The sequence below is a fragment of the Streptomyces sp. NBC_01450 genome (assembly GCF_036227505.1).
In the GTDB taxonomy this organism is placed as follows: domain Bacteria; phylum Actinomycetota; class Actinomycetes; order Streptomycetales; family Streptomycetaceae; genus Streptomyces.
The window spans coordinates 10,665,374-10,681,714 of the sequence record NZ_CP109480.1 but is presented as its reverse complement, the minus strand read 5'-3'; the positions used below and the strand labels follow the sequence as shown (position 1 = coordinate 10,681,714).

At 69.6% G+C, this 16,341-nt stretch carries 17 protein-coding genes and 2 pseudogenes; 10 read left to right on the top strand and 9 right to left on the bottom strand.

The window, feature by feature from the left end; translation table 11 throughout:
- Positions 1-207: 207 nt before the first annotated feature.
- The 4 genes from OG568_RS47675 to OG568_RS47660 all read left to right on the top strand — a co-directional run bounded on the left by OG568_RS47675 (position 208) and on the right by OG568_RS47660 (position 3,106).
- Positions 208-1,242 (top strand): MDR family NADP-dependent oxidoreductase, encoded by a 1,035-nt coding sequence (locus OG568_RS47675; RefSeq protein WP_329536157.1) that lies wholly within the window; start codon positions 208-210, stop codon positions 1,240-1,242.
- A gap of 49 nt (positions 1,243-1,291) precedes the next feature.
- Entirely contained in the window at positions 1,292-1,663 is a 372-nt protein-coding gene (locus OG568_RS47670) for a MerR family transcriptional regulator (RefSeq protein WP_329536156.1), read from the top strand.
- A 258-nt stretch (positions 1,664-1,921) separates the two neighbouring features.
- On the top strand, positions 1,922-2,077 hold the full coding sequence (locus OG568_RS47665; protein ID WP_329536155.1) for a hypothetical protein: 156 nt from the start codon (positions 1,922-1,924) through the stop codon (positions 2,075-2,077).
- A gap of 45 nt (positions 2,078-2,122) precedes the next feature.
- On the top strand, positions 2,123-3,106 hold the full coding sequence (locus OG568_RS47660) for a quinone oxidoreductase family protein (RefSeq protein ID WP_329536154.1): 984 nt from the start codon (positions 2,123-2,125) through the stop codon (positions 3,104-3,106).
- 175 nt (positions 3,107-3,281) lie between these two features.
- Here OG568_RS47660 and OG568_RS47655 read toward each other — a convergent pair whose 3' ends face one another.
- Both OG568_RS47655 and OG568_RS47650 read right to left on the bottom strand, forming a co-directional pair.
- Positions 3,282-4,385, bottom strand: coding sequence for a sensor histidine kinase (locus OG568_RS47655; RefSeq protein ID WP_329536153.1), 1,104 nt, complete (start codon positions 4,383-4,385; stop codon positions 3,282-3,284).
- Positions 4,382-4,723 (bottom strand): response regulator transcription factor, encoded by a 342-nt coding sequence (locus OG568_RS47650; protein WP_329536152.1) that lies wholly within the window; start codon positions 4,721-4,723, stop codon positions 4,382-4,384. Before OG568_RS47650 ends, OG568_RS47655 begins: the two co-directional genes overlap by 4 nt.
- 176 nt (positions 4,724-4,899) lie before the next feature.
- Between OG568_RS47650 and OG568_RS47645 the strand changes: the two genes are divergently transcribed.
- From OG568_RS47645 to OG568_RS47635, 3 genes are all read left to right on the top strand, one after another.
- Entirely contained in the window at positions 4,900-6,138 is a 1,239-nt protein-coding gene (locus OG568_RS47645; protein ID WP_329536151.1) for a DUF418 domain-containing protein, read from the top strand.
- 64 nt (positions 6,139-6,202) lie between these two features.
- On the top strand, positions 6,203-6,883 hold the full coding sequence (locus tag OG568_RS47640) for a histidine phosphatase family protein (RefSeq protein WP_329536150.1): 681 nt from the start codon (positions 6,203-6,205) through the stop codon (positions 6,881-6,883).
- Between the two features lie 41 nt (positions 6,884-6,924).
- Positions 6,925-7,191 (top strand): hypothetical protein, encoded by a 267-nt coding sequence (locus OG568_RS47635; protein ID WP_329536149.1) that lies wholly within the window; start codon positions 6,925-6,927, stop codon positions 7,189-7,191.
- Positions 7,192-7,205: 14 nt separating this feature from the next.
- Here OG568_RS47635 and OG568_RS61665 read toward each other — a convergent pair.
- A pseudogene (locus tag OG568_RS61665) lies at positions 7,206-7,310 on the bottom strand (SDR family oxidoreductase); the annotation flags it as partial.
- Positions 7,311-7,385: 75 nt separating this feature from the next.
- A complete protein-coding gene (locus tag OG568_RS47630; RefSeq protein WP_329536148.1) occupies positions 7,386-8,408 on the bottom strand; it encodes a cation diffusion facilitator family transporter in 1,023 nt (340 codons plus the stop codon).
- A 356-nt stretch (positions 8,409-8,764) separates the two neighbouring features.
- On the opposite strand from OG568_RS47630, the pseudogene OG568_RS61660 reads away from it, so the two are divergent.
- Both OG568_RS61660 and OG568_RS47620 read left to right on the top strand, forming a co-directional pair.
- Positions 8,765-9,093: pseudogene (locus OG568_RS61660) on the top strand (FAD-dependent monooxygenase); the annotation flags it as partial.
- 120 nt (positions 9,094-9,213) lie between these two features.
- The gene (locus tag OG568_RS47620) at positions 9,214-10,332 is read left to right on the top strand and encodes a DUF4037 domain-containing protein (protein WP_329536147.1); all 1,119 of its coding nucleotides are present in this window, start codon (positions 9,214-9,216) and stop codon (positions 10,330-10,332) included.
- A gap of 224 nt (positions 10,333-10,556) precedes the next feature.
- Here OG568_RS47620 and OG568_RS47615 read toward each other — a convergent pair whose 3' ends face one another.
- The 5 genes from OG568_RS47615 to OG568_RS47595 all read right to left on the bottom strand — a co-directional run bounded on the left by OG568_RS47615 (position 10,557) and on the right by OG568_RS47595 (position 15,296).
- Complete coding sequence (locus OG568_RS47615) at positions 10,557-11,339, bottom strand: IS630 family transposase (RefSeq protein WP_266624874.1); 783 nt, start codon at positions 11,337-11,339, stop codon at positions 10,557-10,559.
- A complete protein-coding gene (locus OG568_RS47610) occupies positions 11,228-11,698 on the bottom strand; it encodes a helix-turn-helix domain-containing protein (protein WP_266624875.1) in 471 nt (156 codons plus the stop codon). Before OG568_RS47610 ends, OG568_RS47615 begins: the two co-directional genes overlap by 112 nt.
- 90 nt (positions 11,699-11,788) lie before the next feature.
- Complete coding sequence (locus tag OG568_RS47605) at positions 11,789-12,436, bottom strand: class I SAM-dependent methyltransferase (protein WP_329536146.1); 648 nt, start codon at positions 12,434-12,436, stop codon at positions 11,789-11,791.
- A gap of 324 nt (positions 12,437-12,760) precedes the next feature.
- The gene (locus OG568_RS47600; protein ID WP_329536145.1) at positions 12,761-13,945 is read right to left on the bottom strand and encodes an ArgE/DapE family deacylase; all 1,185 of its coding nucleotides are present in this window, start codon (positions 13,943-13,945) and stop codon (positions 12,761-12,763) included.
- Between the two features lie 229 nt (positions 13,946-14,174).
- Positions 14,175-15,296 carry a diaminopropionate ammonia-lyase gene (locus OG568_RS47595; protein WP_443077835.1) on the bottom strand — a complete coding sequence of 374 codons (1,122 nt, stop codon included), beginning with the start codon at positions 15,294-15,296 and terminating at the stop codon, positions 14,175-14,177.
- Between the two features lie 117 nt (positions 15,297-15,413).
- On the opposite strand from OG568_RS47595, the gene OG568_RS47590 reads away from it, so the two are divergent.
- The gene (locus OG568_RS47590) at positions 15,414-16,322 is read left to right on the top strand and encodes a LysR substrate-binding domain-containing protein (protein ID WP_329536144.1); all 909 of its coding nucleotides are present in this window, start codon (positions 15,414-15,416) and stop codon (positions 16,320-16,322) included.
- The last annotated feature ends 19 nt before the right edge of the window (positions 16,323-16,341 follow it).

Here is a 16,341-nt window from a genome sequence, read left to right as displayed (position 1 = left end):
TCAACGGAGCGCTCGCATCGGCACAGTACGCACGACGTCGGGCGAAAGTACCGCGCCTGCCGCGGAGTTGCTCGCTCCGGTCTCGGGCAGCCGCAACCGTCTTGCCTTTGACGCGCGCGTCAGGGGTTAGCGTCTGCGCGCCGACAGCCGGACCGATCCCACTGTCACAGCACGCGCTCACCCTCCAACCCGTCCAGGAGCCCCGACATGGCCACAGTTCCGCCCTCCACGACCCGCGAGATCCTGCTGGCCGACACCCCCGGCGGGCTCCCCGGGCCTGAACACTTCACGATCGCGCGGAGGCCGGTCCCCGTCCCCGGTCCGGGACAAGTCGTCGTCCGGAACCGGTACTTCCTCGTGTTCCCCGGGCTGCGCACTCTGATCGGCGGCGAGGCCGACGGCATGCCGCTGCCCCGCATCCACGCCGGCGACGTACTGTTCGGTCCCGCCGTCGGCGAGGTCGTCACGGCTGGGCCCGGCGCTCCGTTGGGCCCAGGGGACGCGGTCACGCATCTGCTCGGGTGGCGCGAACACGCGCTGGTCGCGGCGAGCGACTGCACTCCGCTCGGCGATGTCCTGCCCGATCCGGTGGCCCACCTGTCGTCCGGGTCGGCCGCCTACGGAGCGCTGACCCGGCTCGCCGAAGTCCGCCCCGGCGACACCGTGTTCGTCACTGGAGCGGCAGGAGCCGTAGGAACGCTGGCGGGCCCCGTCGCGCGTCTGCTGGGCGCCAAGAGGGTCATAGGGAGCACCCGTTCGCCGGACAAGGCCGAGCGGCTGCGGGCCGAACTGGGCTACGACGCGGTCGTGGTGCCAGGGCCCGGGCCGATCGACGAGCAACTGGCCGCGGCGGCGCCGGACGGCATCGACGTCCTCCTTGACACCGTCGGCGGTGACCAGCTGAACGCGGCTGTTCGCGCCGCGCGCCAGGGTGCCCGCTTCGCACTGGTCGGCGCGCTGTCAGGCCAGTTGTCGCCGCGCCGCGACGGTGGCAGCGCACCCGCGGAGATCGACACCTTCCGGCTCATCGGCCAAGGCATCTCGCTCCACGGCTACAGCGGCCAGGACCATCCCGACGTGAGGGCGGAATGGACCAAGCACTTCGGGGACTGGCTGCGCTCCGGCGAGATCACCTTCCCGCATGTACGGATCCCGGGCATGGATCGTGCCCCTCGGGCGTTGCAGGAACTGTTCGAGGGGCGGCACTTCGGAACCGTCGTCGTGGAGTTGCCGCCACGGTGACATGTCGTCGCGCGGTCGCGGCGACGGAGGCTGAGACGCGAGGGCGGACATGCGGATCGGAGATGCGGCGGCAGCGGCGGGGACCACCCCGCGAGCCCTGCGGTTCTACGAGGCGCGGGGCCTGCTGCCGCCACCGCGGCGCAGCGCCGCCGGGCAACGTGAGTACGGGCCGGACGAGGTGGCCAGAGTCCGCGTCATCCGTGAACTGCTGGCGCTCGGGCTCACCATCGAGGACCTGCGCAGTATCGCCGACCGGCTCGGCCTGCTCGTCGAGAATCCCCGACCGCCGTGCGGGTCCCCGGACCGCGACCTCCCCGGCTCCGGAGTGATCGACCGCAGACTCGCGGCTCTCGACGCCGAGATCGACCGCCTGACCCGTCTGCGCGCTCACCTGGCTCTGCACACATACGGACAGCCGTGACGGCCGGCCAAGGCTCTCAAGGTCCCCGACAGTGATCGTCTCGGATGATGGCGGTCCGTTGACGCCTGCGAGTCACCCATGCTTGCATCCCCGTATGCCGCGCCAGTCGCTGACCTGCCGCCGCTGCGTCGATCTGGTACGTGTCGCAGCCGCGCTCTGTTGCGCCGCCACCCGCTGATCACCCGTCAGCCCGAACGCTGAACATCTCGCGCCTCACACCGAGTTCCTGAGCTCGCCCTCACCGGTGCGCCGCCGCACATGCCCGACCGCACGGACATCCTGCTCCTCGCGATCCTGCTGCTGGCCCTCCTCGGCAAGACGAGCGACGCCGTTCCGGGGGCGGCGGAACACCACGTCGTACGCCGGTGGAGCTGGTGCCGCGACATCAGGACCGCGGCACCAGGACCGCGGTGAGCGCACCCGAGTTGCCACCAAAAAACGACCGCAGGAGGACACGTCATGCGCGCGATCGGATTCGAAGAGAACGGCGGGCCCGAGGTCCTGCGCACCGTGGAGGTGCCGACCCCTGAAGCCGGCCCCGGAGAGGTGCTGGTCCGGGTGGCCTACGCGGGAGTGAACTACGCCGAAGTGCAGCACCGCCTCGGCGATTTCGGCCCACCGGACACACTCGACATCCCCGGCATGGAAGCCTCCGGGCATGTCGCCGCGATCGGCGAGGGCGTCAGCGGGTTCGCCGTCGGGGACCCTGTCGCCGTGCACCTGCCCGACGGAGGTGGCTACGCCGAGTACGCCGTCGCCCCAGCCCGCTTCACGTTCCCGCTGCACACCCCACGCGGCGAGATCGATCTACGGACCGCCGGCGGGGCCGCACTCGTCCTGCCCACGGCCTACGGCGTCCTCGCCGAAGCGGCCCGGCTCCGCCCCGGCGACAGCGTTCTGATCCACGCGGCGGCCGGAGGCGTGGGCTCCGTCGCCGCCCAGATCGCCCGCGCACTCGGCGCGGACACCGTGTACGGCACTGTCGGCAGCACCGACAAGGCCGAGTACGCCAAACGTTTCGGATACGACGCGGTCTTCCCACGGGAGGATTTCCCCGACGCGGTGCGCGACGCGACCGGCGGGCGAGGCGTGGACGTGGTCCTCGACCCGGTGGGCGGCCCCACGCGCCTCGCCAGTCTGGACGTGCTGGCCCCCTTCGGCCGTGTCGCCTTCTACGGCGAAGCCGCTCGCCACCCCGACCTGAACCTACCGCTCCTCCCCCTGTGGAAGAACAATCGCTCGCTGACCGGCTACAACATCGGTGACGTCTCCAGACGTGCCCCCGACCTCCTGCGCGCCCATGGTCTGGCAGCCCTGGAACTCGTCGCCTCGGGAAGCGTGCACATCGATGTCACCGACATCCTTCCGCTGGCTGCCGCGGCCCGGGCACATGAGCGGATGCAGGCGGGACACAACGTGGGGAAGACCCTGCTGGCCGTATGAAGGAGGAACAACGGCCAAGAACGGCAAGAACGTTCAAGGTGTCGTCACCGCGGACGATCGGGTACCCGCCCGTCTTCCACGCCTGCCGTCCCCGGTCGAGTACCGCCGTCGGCACGCGGATGGACCGCGGCATCCCCGCTCTGCCGCTTCGGTCGTGACGGCGGCCAGTGGTCCGTCACGACGTGTCCTCGGCCGGGAGCTCCAGGTCCAGTTCGTAGCCCCCGTCGGCTGTCGGGCCGGAAGTGACGGTGCCGCCGAGGAGTGCGGCGCGCTGCCCCAGGCCGACCAGCCCGTGGTGCGCGCTGGGCAGGGGGAGCGGCGGCCGGGTCGGTGCGGTATTGGTGACCGTGGCACGGACAGCGCCGTCCTCGTGGCGGATGCGAACCGTCGCGGTGGTTCCGGGGGCGTGCTTGCGTACGTTGGTCAGCGCTTCTTGGACGGTGCGGTAGATGGCGCGCTGGACGGTGGGCGGAAGGTCGTCGGACACGTCGGTCTGCAGCTCGACGCGGATGCCGCTGTTGTCGACCAGCCGCTCAAGGTCGGCCAGAGAGGGCTGCGGTGTCAGCTCCGTGGGGCGGCCCCCGGAGGCGCGCAGGACGCTGACCATGTGCCGCAGTTCGTCCAGGGTCTGTACGCTCAGCCGCCGGATCGTGGCGGCGGCCTCCTTGACCTCGGCGTCCTGGGTCCCGACCTGAAGCGCTCCGGCCCGCACCGCGATCAGACTGACCTGGTGGGAGACCACGTCATGCATCTCCCGGGCGAGCTGCGCGCGCTCCTTGGCCAGCACGGCCTGGTCGGTCAGCAGGCGCTTGTGGTCGCGCGCCTCGGAGATCTCGGCGAGCCGCTGTGACAGATCGCTGCGGGTCTGGACGAGTTGACCCAGGAAGACAGGAGCGGCTGCCGTCGCCGCGGTGTAGCCCAGAGTGAAGAGGGTCGAGGTGGACGCAAGGTTGTAGTTCAGTGACGGCCATGAGGTCATGTCGCAGATCGTGAACGCCGTGGCACAGACGGCCAGCAGGGCGCGGTGTCGGGTGAATGAGGCGAGGGTGTACAGCGCGGCCAGCGCGGCGAAAATCGCGTCGGAGACCAGGACGGCGGGCAGAGTGAGCAGGAAGGTAAGCAGCGGCCGGCGGCGGCGCAACAGAAGAGAGAAGGCGGCGACCAGGGCGCAAGCCATACGCAGCTGCTCGTCGATGTGGACCTTGAACCAGACATCGAGCAGCGAGGCTCCGACGAGGGCGGCGTCCAGCAGCGGGGCACGCAGGCGGCCGAGGCTCATCCCCCCTCCTGGTCCTGCGGTGGCTTGAGAAGGCGAGCCCGTTCGGCGAGCAAAGCGAGCCTGCGGGCAGCGAGTTTTTTGGGGCCGGCGTTCACGTGGACGTCCACGACCTGCCCAATGACCTTGGACGACCGTATGGCGCCGCCGTCGGCCAGGGGTCGCATCCGGATGTCCAGCATGTCCAGCGGTACGACGTCAGGACGTATCTCCCGCGCCGCCTGAAGCGTCTGGCCGCCGGGAACCGCCACCGCGACATCGATGTCCCGCGCCGCGTCGAAGGTGCGTTGAAAACCCTTACGCATCAGGGCCTCGTCATCGACCACCAATACTCGGATCACGGGTGCTCCACTCACCATCGGACCACTGCCCCGATTCGTATCACACCATGACACTTATGGCGTTTTCTGACGCCGGAACCGGCCAGTCGGCGGGGGCTGGGTCGGCCAGTCGGCGGGGGCGGTTCCGGACATTTGCCGGATGGTTGTGACACACACCGTCCAGGACCCTGGAACACATGGTGCACGACGTATCAGAGGCCGCGCCGTCCGAGGCGGCATCCGCTGTGAGGGCGGATGCCGCCGCCCCCTCCCCCACGTCGTCAACAGGACGGTTGATCGGCCTCGACCTGGCCCGCGGCCTGGCGGTGTTCGGCATGTACGCGGCCCACATCGGTCCCGACCCCTCGGTGGGCGGCCCGCTGGGCTGGGCCATGGAGGTGGCACGCGGCCGGTCCTCTGCCCTGTTCGCTCTGCTTGCCGGGTTCACCCTGGTCCTTCTCACTGGTCGGCCGCAGCCACGGACGGGGCGAGCCGGGCGGCAGGCCATGGGCAGGGTGCTGATCCGCTCCGCCGTTCTGGTTGCCCTGGGATATGCCCTGACCTGCCTGGACACCTCGGTCGACGTGATCCTTGCCGCTTACGGAACGGTCTTCTTCCTCTCCGTTCCGCTGTACCGGCTGCGGGCCGGCACCCTGGCCGTCATCGCCGCGGCGACCGCGCTCGTACTGCCCCAAGTTCTGTATCCGCTTCGGGTTGCGGTCGAGGGCGGGAGCTGGGCCGATGCCGTCATCGCCCACGACCCGCTGGCCCGGATCACCGATTCAAACGGGATCATTGAATTGTTCATCACCGGCGCGTACCCGGTACTGACCTGGCTGCCCTTCGTCATCGCCGGAATGGCGCTGGGCCGCATCGACCTCGCGAGGCCCGGCATACGCGCCAAGGTCGGTCTCCTCGGCGGCGCACTGGCCGTACTCGGCTACGGCGGCTCCTGGCTGGCCCTGCACCTGGTCCCGGGCGCGCAGGCAGCCGTGAGCGCGACGACCGGTGGCGGGTCGGCCGCATCGGCATGGTGGTCCGACGCCGTGGGCGACCCCACCACTAGTACCCCGGACTGGCTGCTGGTGGCCGCGCCACACAGCCAGACGACATGGTCGATCATGGGTAACACCGGCGTCGGCCTGGTGGTCATCACCGCTTGTCTCATCGCCACGGAACAATCGGCCCGATTCCGGTGGCTCGCCGCCCCCGTCATCGCGGTCGGCTCGGTCTCCCTGACCGCCTACACCGGCCACATCATCGCCATCAAGGCCTTGGGCATCGACAGCCTGCCGACCTTCCCCGCCCTGCTGGCCCTGGTCTGCTTGGCCGCGGCCACCATGCTGTTGGCCGTCGCCTGGAAACGGGCCTTCCGGAGAGGACCACTGGAATACATGCTGCACGCCGCCACCACACCGGCTCGCCTGATCAACTAGGCGGCCGTGGTCGACCAAACACTCACGGAAAGTCGACCAAGTACTCACGGAAAGAGGTAAGCCGATGTCGGTCCGCCTGACATTCATCTGCGCGACAGCCGAGGACACCACCAGGAACCCGGTCTTCGGTGACGGCCTCCTCAGCGAGCGCGGCCTGCACACGGCACGCGTCGTCGGCACGACCCTTCCCCCGTACTCGCTGGCCATCCGGGCACCGTCGACCCGCTGCGCGCAGACCGCTGACGCTCTCGGCCTGGACACCACGCTCGAACCCGCACTGCGCGACTTCGACTACGGTACGTGGCGTGGCCGCACAGTCGGCGAAGTCACCGCGGACGACCCCTACGGGTACGGCGCCTGGCTCACAGACCCGGATGCCGCGCCACACGGAGGCGAGTCGGTACGCCGGCTCTGCCGCCGAGTCGCCACCTGGCTGAGCAGCGTGCCGCCTGGCACGGGCGACGCACTGGCCATCACCGAACCAGCCGTTGTCCGGGCCTCGCTCGTCCATGCGCTGTCCGCACCGGCGACGGCCTTCTGGCATTTCGATGTGCCACCCCTGTCCCTGGTGACCCTCACCTTGCGTGGTGACCACTGGACCGTCAGCCCCGGGCCCGTCACCCCCGGAAGAGCCGACACCCGTCGCGCTGTTCCCATGCCCTGTATCGCCGCACAGAATCGGACGACACTCCTGTGGGGCGAGGCGGCGACCGACGAGCGGCACGACCTCATCGCCTGGGTGTGAACCGCCGGCAGAGCCATTCGGGCCAGCAGGCTGGTGAAGACATGGCAGGCGCAGCGATCGACGGCGCGCTGTCCGCGTCGCGGACCAGGGCACGGCCCCGGCCGGCCGTGCCAGACGGACACGGCGGCAGTGGACAGCTCCCACAGCCGCTCCGCGGCCACCAGGTCGATCGCGCGCTGCTGCAAGGGGGTGCGGATGCCGCCGGGCACCACGCCGTGGAGGCCGGACGGCGCTGGGCGGCGGACGACATCACCGCCAACGCGGTGGGTCCGGCGGCGATGGCCGGCGCGGTCATTTCCTGGGCGTAGGAGGAGCGGAAGGCGGTGTCCATCCCCGTGTTGACCCCGCCGGGCGCGACGGCGTTGGCGCGGATGCCGCGTCGGCCACAGTAGAAGGCGACGGACTTCACGAAGCCGTTGAGGGCCTGCTTGGAGCTGGTGCGCTCCGACCCGAGCCGATCACCACGAGACGTACGCGTCGGCTCCGGCCGGGCTACAGGGGATCAGTGCTCGTGCGGCTCATCGCGGTGGACCGGGCCGTGCCGGTCGTCGCAGTGCGCCGTGTCGTCGGCCGTGTCACCCGGGAACGCCACTTGGAGCACGTTGTCGGGGACGTGGTCGGCCTGAAGGGTGGTGTGGGTGATGCCGTAGTCGTGCTGGAGGATTTTCTCCAGGTCGCGGCGGACGGCGTGACAGTCGCCGCCGGGCTCGACCAGGACGTGGGCCGAGAGGGCCGTCTGCCCGGAGGTGATCTGCCAGACGTGCAGGTCGTGGACCTCCACGACGGCCGGCTGGGCGGCGAGCTTGTCGCCCAGCGCGTCCGGGTCGATGTCCGCGGGCGCCGCCTCCAGGAAGATGCGGCCCGAGTCGCGAATGAGCCCGTACCCCGCCTTGAACATCAGCGCGACGACGACCAGCGTGGCGATGGGGTCGGCGCGGGCGAAGCCCGTGGTGACGACGACCAGCGCGGCGATGGCGGTGCCGATGAAGGCGAACAGGTCGTTGAGGATGTGCTGATAGGCGCCCTCGACGTTCAGCGAGGTGCGATTGGCCTTGGAGATGCACCAGGCGGCCACCACGTTCACCACGATGCCGACGAGCGCGGTGGCCAGCATCAGCCCGCCCTCGACCTCCGGCGGGTTGACCAGACGGCGGACCGCCTCGTACGCCAGCCACGCGCCGAGCAGCAGCAGGGTCAGCCCGTTGGCCTGGGCGGAGAGGATTTCGGCGCGCTTGAGGCCGTAGGTGAAGCCGCCGCGGGCCGGGCGCGCGGCCAGCCGCATCGCGATCAGGGCGAGCACGATCGAGGCGGCGTCGGTGAGCATGTGCGCCGCGTCCGAGATCAGGGCCAGCGAGCTCGCGACGATACCGACGACGACCTCGACGGCCATGAATGCGGTGATGAGCGTGAGCGCGATGCCCAGCCAGCGCCGGTCGGCGTCCGCCGTCACGCCGTGGGAGTGCCCGGCGTGGCCTCCCGAGCCGTGCTCGTGCGCCGCATCGTGCTCATGACCGTGGTCGCTCATGCTGTGCACCTTCCCCCTCGCGATGGATGCCTCGATCGAAGTGAAACGCATGCCGGAGCGAATCGGCAAAGGCTGCACCGGTGACCGTTGTCATGTCCGTTAACCAGCCTCTGAACTGGGCAAACGTGGCGCCAATAGAGGGAGGTCGACAGCAGTCCCGTTCGAAGCTACCCGACAGCGAACCGCACACGAGAGGGTCGGTTGGCCAGGGCCTACGGGTTCCACCACCGCTCCGCGCCCCGCACTCGCCTCCCTGGGCGCCCGGCGTGCCGCGGGCCGCCGCCCGGGGGTGCTGCTCGCCGGTCATCTGGTCGCCTCTTTCCGGCCGGTGCCGATCGGCGGTCCCTGCCTGCCGCGACGGGTACGACGGGAGAGGTCTCCGCGTTCGGCGGTCCCCCGTCTTCCGCCACGATCTCTCCACACGTGCCCCGCTCGCGCGATGGTTCATCGGACGAGTGACCTGCTCGGCGACAGTGCCCACGCGATGCTGCCGTTCCAGGCCCAGGGTGCGGCGCAGGCGGTTCGGGACGCGGCCGTACTCGGCGACGCCCTCGCGGGTGCGACGCCGACCGAGGTACTCGACGCGCTCGACCCGTTTGCGAGCCGGCGGCTCTCGACCGCCACGAGCGTGCAGGCCTGTTCCGCGTGGGCGGGCGAGGACCACCATCTGCCGGACATTCCCGAGCTTTTCGGTGGGCGGGGTACCAGGGGCCGCCGCTCCTCAAACCTGCGGCTGCCTCACGAGCGAAAGACAACGTGAAGACACCACGCATGCCTCGCCACAGAATGGGCACGGCTTCCCGGCATGAGCATCACGAATATGCCGCCCTTCATCCCAGGCCTGGAACTCTCCCGCCGGTTCTACACCGAAGCGGTACGCCCCCTGTTGGAGGAAGCCTCCCCCGCAATCCCTCACTCCGCAGCACGCCTGGGCAGCGGCTCCGAGGTGCTCGGCTTCGACACCCCTCGCTCCGCCGACCACGAATGGGGCCCCCGCCTCCAGCTCTTCCTCCGCCGCCAGGACGTCTCCCGGCATGCGGGACGTATCAGACACGTACTCGCCGAGCACCTCCCGAAGACCTTCCACGGCTACCCCACCCACTTCGCCCCCACCGGCGACCGTGACATCCGCGTCATGCAGGTCACCGACCGCCCCGTCCACCACCGCGTCGAAGTCACCCATCTCTCGGCCTGGTTCACCGACACACTCGGCTTCGTCCCCTCCTCCGGCATCACCCCGACGGACTGGCTCGCCACCCCCACCCAACTCCTCGCCGAAGTCACCGGCGGAGCCGTCTTCCATGACGGCCTCGGTGAACTCGCCCCCTTACGCACGGCCCTCCGCTGGTACCCGCACGACATCTGGCTCCATGTCCTGGCCTGCCAGTGGCAGCGCATATCCCAGGAGGAAGCCTTCGTCGGCCGTTGCGGCGAGGTCGGCGACGAGCTGGGATCCGCCATGGTCGCCGCCCGCCTCGTACGCGACCTCATGCGCCTGTGTCTCCTGATGGACCGCCGCTATCCGCCCTACAGCAAGTGGCTCGGCAGCGCTTTCGCCCGCACCCCCTTAGGCCCGCGCCTCACCCCCGACCTCACCGCCGCCCTCGCCGCCACCGACTGGCGCAGCCGCGAACAGCATCTGGCGCACGCGTACGAGACGATCGCGGGCCTGCACAATCAGCTGGGCCTGACCGACCGCGTCGACCCCGCCACCCGCCCCTACCACTCCGGGCCCTTCCAGGTCCTGCGCGCCGACCGCTTCACCAAGGCCCTCAGGGCCCGCATCACGGACCCGGCCCTTCGTGATCTGTTACCCGTCGGCTCCGTGGACCAGTTCCTCGACAGCACCGACGTCCTGAGCCGCCCGAAACTGACCCGCGCGGCAAGCCACACCATGCAGAAGTCCGAGCGAGAGTGGACCTGACCGGGCCTTCCGAGCCAGCAGCGTGCCGCCGCATACGGCCAAGGAAGTCGACGAGGAAGCTCGGGTTGACCACCACTGCCGGGCACAACCGCCGCGGCCGTGGCGACCGCCGGAACCCATCCGGCGATCACCACCGTGCCGCTGCCACACCGCACTCGGCGGTCAACCACCCATCAGCCGCGTGAACAACCCTGCGGGTCAACACGCCTAGTAGACTGTCGCAGCTAATTCCTGGGATAGAGGTGGCGCAGTTTGATGCGTGCGTCGTGGGTGGTGAACTGCCAGTCCACCTGACGTTGGTCGGTGTTGGTGGCGTTCTGCCAGGCTGAGAGTTCGGTGTTGAGGGTGTCGAGGTCGCCGATCCGGCGGTCGAGACATTGCCTGGTCAGCGCGGAGAGTTCGATCTCGGCGATGTTGAGCCATGACCCGTGCTTGGGCGTGTGGTGGATCTCGAGGCGCTGAGCCAGGGCGAAGGCCTCTTCTGGTTCGAATGCCTCGTACAGTGAGGCGATGCCGTGGGTGTTGAGGTTGTCCATCACCAGCACAACCGTCTCGGCATCGGGGTAGTCCACGCTCAGCAGCTGCCTGACCTGGCCGGCCCAGTCGATCCGGGTCCTCTGGGACAGTGCCTGAACTCGACGCCACCCGCGCAGGGGTTCGACCCATACGAAGATCGAGCACGTGCCGCAGCGGATGTACTCGCTGTCCTGGCAGGCGTCGTGACCTGGGCGGGCCGGGAGCGGGTCGCGGACATGGCCGAGGAGCTGGTAGGGCTTCTCGTCCATGCACACGACCGGACGTGCCGGGTCATAGGGCCGGGCATAGACGGCCAGTACGTCTTCCATCCGGGCCGCGAACTCCGCGTTCGCCCGTGGTGGGATGGTCCAGCACTTCTTCAGGTGAGGACGCAGTTCCGTTTTTTTAAGACCCGGCCGATGGTGGAATGGTCCAGATCGGGGATGTCCTCGACCAGTGCGACGTGCTTCTCCAGCAGCCGCAGCGACCACCGGGTATAGCCCTGGGGTGGCTGTGAGCACGCCATCGCGATCAGCCGGGCTTCGACCTCACCGGTCACCGGTGAGGGCACCGGCGGGAGGTCGCGCTTCTTCCGCGCGATGGTGGCGTGAACATCGCCACCGGTTTCGGTGAAACGCTTGGCGACCAGCCGCAACGTCTCACCGGAGACGCCGAGCCGGGCCGCGATCACCTCCTGCGAGCCGATCCCGCCTGCAGAGGTGTCGAGTGCGAGCAGCACCCTCGCCCGCCTGATTACCGAGGCCGGATGAACCCCCGTCGTGGTCACCCGGACCAACTCCTCGCGGTCCTGCGCGGTCAGCACCACCGGCCTCTTCTTCTGCGAACCCATCGCACCAGTCCTGTCCGGCAGAGCGGGAGAGGAATCTGCCAGACGCAAGCCTCTCAATCAAACAGCCCATACCTAAGCAGCGACACGCTACTAGCCTTTGCGGGCAAGCAGGTGAATCTCCTTGAACTGCCGTCGATCGGTGGGCTGAGGCTCGCGAACCATCCGGGCCACCTCGGCCAACCCGGACTTGCGCAGCGTCGCGGCGAAGTGATCGGGCGACCACCGATAGGCCGGCGCGACTGCGTGGTCGAAGACCTGCGTCGGGTGAGACGGATCGTCGCTGGCCGAAAAGCCGACCAGAAGGTGGCCGCCAGGTGCCAGCACCCGGTGGAACTCCGCCAAGATGACGGGGACTTCTTGCGGCGGAGTGTGGATGACGGACCAGCGTGAGAGTACGCCGCCCAGCGCCCCGTCAGCGATGTTCAACGCGGCCATCGAGCCCACGTCGAACCGCAGGCCCGGGTAGGCCTGTCGAGCCAACTCGATCATCGCAGAAGAGCCATCGACGCCAAACGCCGCCAGCCCCAACTCGTCCAGGTAAGCGGTGATATGACCAGGCCCGCACCCCAGATCCGCGACCTGACCGTCCCCTCTCGCACTTACGACCTCGGCGAAGGCACCCAACATCGCGCGGTCCAGGGGCCTGTCGCGCAGCTCGTCGCGGAACCGCTGCGCATACACGGGGGCAACGGCGTCGTAGGCCTCACGGGTGGCGCTGAGAGCATCATGTTCGATCACGCTCGCGACAGTAGTTCCTGGCGCTGAGGCGAGCCGAACGAATCACGATCTTCCCTCCCCCTTGTTCGTCGGGGCCATCGCTGGTTCAAGAAGTATGCGTTCGATGTCCCGTACTCATCGTCTCCCCGTCGCCGCCACCCTTCGGCGCCCGAGGCGTTTCCCTGCGTAGGCCCACCGCGGGCAGCGGGCCGTCGGCCATGCGCGGGGCGATGGCGCGCAGGGAGTACATGATCCCGACTTCCGCAGTCGCAGGTTCCGGGGCACTTGGCGTGGTGATGCGTATTTCGTTCAGTACCGGGTCCAGGTTCGGGTCCGGTACAGGGCTCAGGAACAGAAGTCGGCGATGGTGCCGGTGAGGATGTCGGTGAGGCGGTCCAGCGAGGCGAGGTTGACGTACTCGGTGGCCGCGTGCGCGCCTGCGCCGTCGACACCGAAGAGCACGCAGGGAATGCCCGCGCGGTCCAGGAGAGCGCAGTCGGTCCAGAAGGGCTCGGCGCGCACCACGGGCGGGCGGCCGAGGGCCTGCTCCGCGCGGCGGGTGAGGGTGCGGACGATGAGCGACTCGGGGTCGGCCTCGAAGGGCTCCCGGTGCAGGCCGGGCGTCAGGCGGTAGCGGAAGTCTGGGACCGTGTGGGCAAGGCGGTCGAGTACGGCGGTCAGTTCCCGCTCGACACTGTCCGCGCTCTCGCCGGGGACGGTGCGGCGCTCCAGGGTGATGCGGCAGTGCGCCGGATAGGTGGAGGGTTCCTCGCCGCCGTGGATGACGGAGGCATGCACGGTGCCGGTACCCAGGAGGGAATGCGCGGGGCCCTGCGCGAGCCGCTGTCCCAGTTCCTCGAGCGCGACGAGGAAGTGACCTGCCTTGGTGATGGAGTCGATGCCGAGTTCGGGTCGTGAGCCGTGGGCCGCGCGGCCCTCGATCTCCACGTCGAACCAGGCGAAGCCCTTGTGGGCGAGGGTGACTTCGAGGTGGCTCGGCTCTGTGACGATCGCCGCGTCGGCGGTGAAGGACTCCAGCACCTCCTCGGTGCCCGAGCTGCCGTGTTCCTCGTCGGCGACGCAGGCGAGGATGACGTCGCCACGCAGAGGAGCGTGCGCGGCGGTGCGGGCGGCGGCGACCATCATCGCCGCGATGCCACCCTTCATGTCGAAGGTGCCGCGGCCGAACATCTTGCCGTCGCTGATCCGCGGCTCGAGCGGGTCTCCGTCGTGGTCGGCGAGGCTGACCGTGTCGAGGTGGCCGTTGAGCATGAGGGAGCGGCCGCCACCGGTACCGTGGGCGATCGCTACGAGCGAGGGCCGGCCGGGGCGCCTTTCCAGGCGGTGCACCTCGAAGCCGCGGGCAGCCAGCCATTCGCCGCAGAAGTCGGCGATGGCGCTCTCGCCGGCCCCGCCGGGAACGAGGTCGGGGTTGACGGAGTCGATGGCGATCAGCCGGGCCAGCAGGCGGCCGGGTTCCGAGTCCAGAGGTTGAGGGGACGGTGGAGTCGAGCCGGTCTCGGGGAGCATATGGGCCTTCCGAAGTCTGACTCCGCCCTGGGGGATCGGGGGCGGGGTACGTGGAGGGTGGGAGGGCGCGCGATGTCCGGGCCGGGCACGATGGTCAGCGGGCCGAGCACACCGAGTGCGGCGGCGCAGTGGGTCAGCACGCTGCCGCCCTCCCCGTGGTCCAGCCGGTCTGGTGCGTGGTGATGAAGGTGCGGTGGTTCGACGCAGGCGTCCTTCAGGCGTCGCGTGTTCAGTGATCGGTGGTGAAGTGCGGGTTGGCGGCCGGACCCTCGGTGCTCACCAGCACGATCACCGAGGTCGCATCGAGTCCCAGTGCCGTACGGCGCTCTTCGGCACCCGCGCCGGTGAGCACCGTACGGAGACCGGCGAGCGTGGCGGCTCCGCACGGCCCCGAGGAGACACCGAGGGCGGCGAGTCCGGCGGCCGCGCTGGTGCTGTCGGCGTCGGAGACGGCGACAGCGGCGTCCAGCCCACTGTGCAGGTAGGGCCAGGCGATGCTTGAGGGAGTGCCGCAGTTCAGCCCGGCCATGATGGTGTCGCCGGTGGTGACGCTGACGGGCTCACCGACGGTGAGACTCTCGAGGACGCAGGCCGCGGTCTCCGGTTCCACCGACAGCAGCGCCGGCGCCCGTCCGGACGGGCGGCTTCGGTAGTGGGTGACCACGGCCTGTGCCAGTGACCCGACACCCACCGGGATGGAGACCAAGTCGGGTCCTGCGACGACCCCTTCACCCGCCAGCTGCTCGTCGATCTCGGCGCAGAGGGTGGAGTAGCCCTCGACGATCCACCCCGGGATCTGCTCATAGCCCGGCCAGGCGGTGTCCTGGACCAGGACCGCGTCCGGCGCGGCGGCCGCCAGGGCCGCCAGGCGTACGGCCTCGTCGTACGGCCCCGCGACCTCGGTGACCTTCGCCTGCTCGGCGACTATGGCCGCCACGGCCTGCGGATGCACGCCCTGAGGGACGAAAACGTGGGCGTGCTGCCCGAGCAGGCGTGCCGTGCGGGCCACCGCCCGGCCATGGTTACCGTCGGTAGCGGTCACCAGGGTGAGCGGACTCGGTTCCTTGCCGCTCGCGGCGCTCTCGGCAAGGGCGCGGTGGACCGCCCAGGAAGCACCCAGCGCCTTGAACGCGGGCAGCCCCAGACGGCACGACTCGTCCTTGACGAACACCCGGCCGACACCGAACTCCGCCGCCAGCGGGGGGAGTTCGACCAGCGGGGTGGGTGAGTAGTCGGGCAGCGCGGCGTGAAAGCCCCGCACCTCGGCGGGGGCGGGTTCGCACCGCCACATACGGGCGTCGGGCCGCACGGACCACGGCAGGGCACGCAGAGAGGAAACGGTCTCGGTCACACGATCAGGATGTAGCGTCCGCATACAATCGGTCCAGCGAAAGTTTTCGACCGATAGTCATCAGAGAAACCGACCATTTAGCCATCGCTCCACGTCGGCGAGGAGAGCGGTCTGCCGATGTTCGACCTGCACCGACTGCGCCTGCTGCGCGAACTCAAGCACCGCGGCACTCTGGCGGCCGTCGCCACCGCCCTGTCCTACGCCCCGTCCTCCGTTTCCCAGCAGCTCTCGCAACTGGAAGCCGAGGTGGGCGTCCGGCTGCTGGAACCGGTCGGGCGACGGGTGCGGCTGACCGAGCAGGCCGAGATCCTCGTCGCCCACACGGAAGCGGTTCTCGAACGCCTGGAGCGCGCGGAGGCGGACATCGCCACCTCCCTGACGGACCTGACCGGCACCCTTCGCATCGCCTCGTTCCAGACGGCCGCCCTGGCCCTGGTTCCCACCGCGCTCGACCTCCTGCGTGATCGGCACCCGCACCTGAGGGTCCACGTCACACAGATGGAGCCGGAAAGGGCCCTGTCCGCCCTGCAGGCCCGCGACTTCGACCTCGTCCTCGCCGAGGCATACCCCGGCAACCCCAACCCGCGGCCCCCTGAACTCGAAGAGGAGGACCTGCTCGACGACCCCCTCCACCTCGCACTGCCGAAGCCCCCGGACGATGCGCACGCCGAGAGCCCCATGGCGGCACTGCGCTCACTTGCGGACCATCCCTGGGCGTTGGAACCGGAAGGCACGAGCGCCCGGCACTGGGCCATGACCCTGTGCCGCGACGCCGGCTTCGAACCCGATGTGCGGTTCGAGACCACCGACCTCCTGCTCCATCTCCGCCTCGTCGAGCAGAAACACGCCGCCGCCTTCCTTCCCGACCTCGTCTGGAGCGGACAGCACCCGACCGTCGCTCTGCGGCAACTCCCCCGCGGCCAGCGCACACGTCGCATTTTCACCGTCGTACGCCGCGGCCGCAGCCAGCACCCCGCCGTACTCGCGTGCCGGGACACCCTTCGCCGCGCGGTCACCCTCCCCTGAGACGGCGAGCCATCAGGTC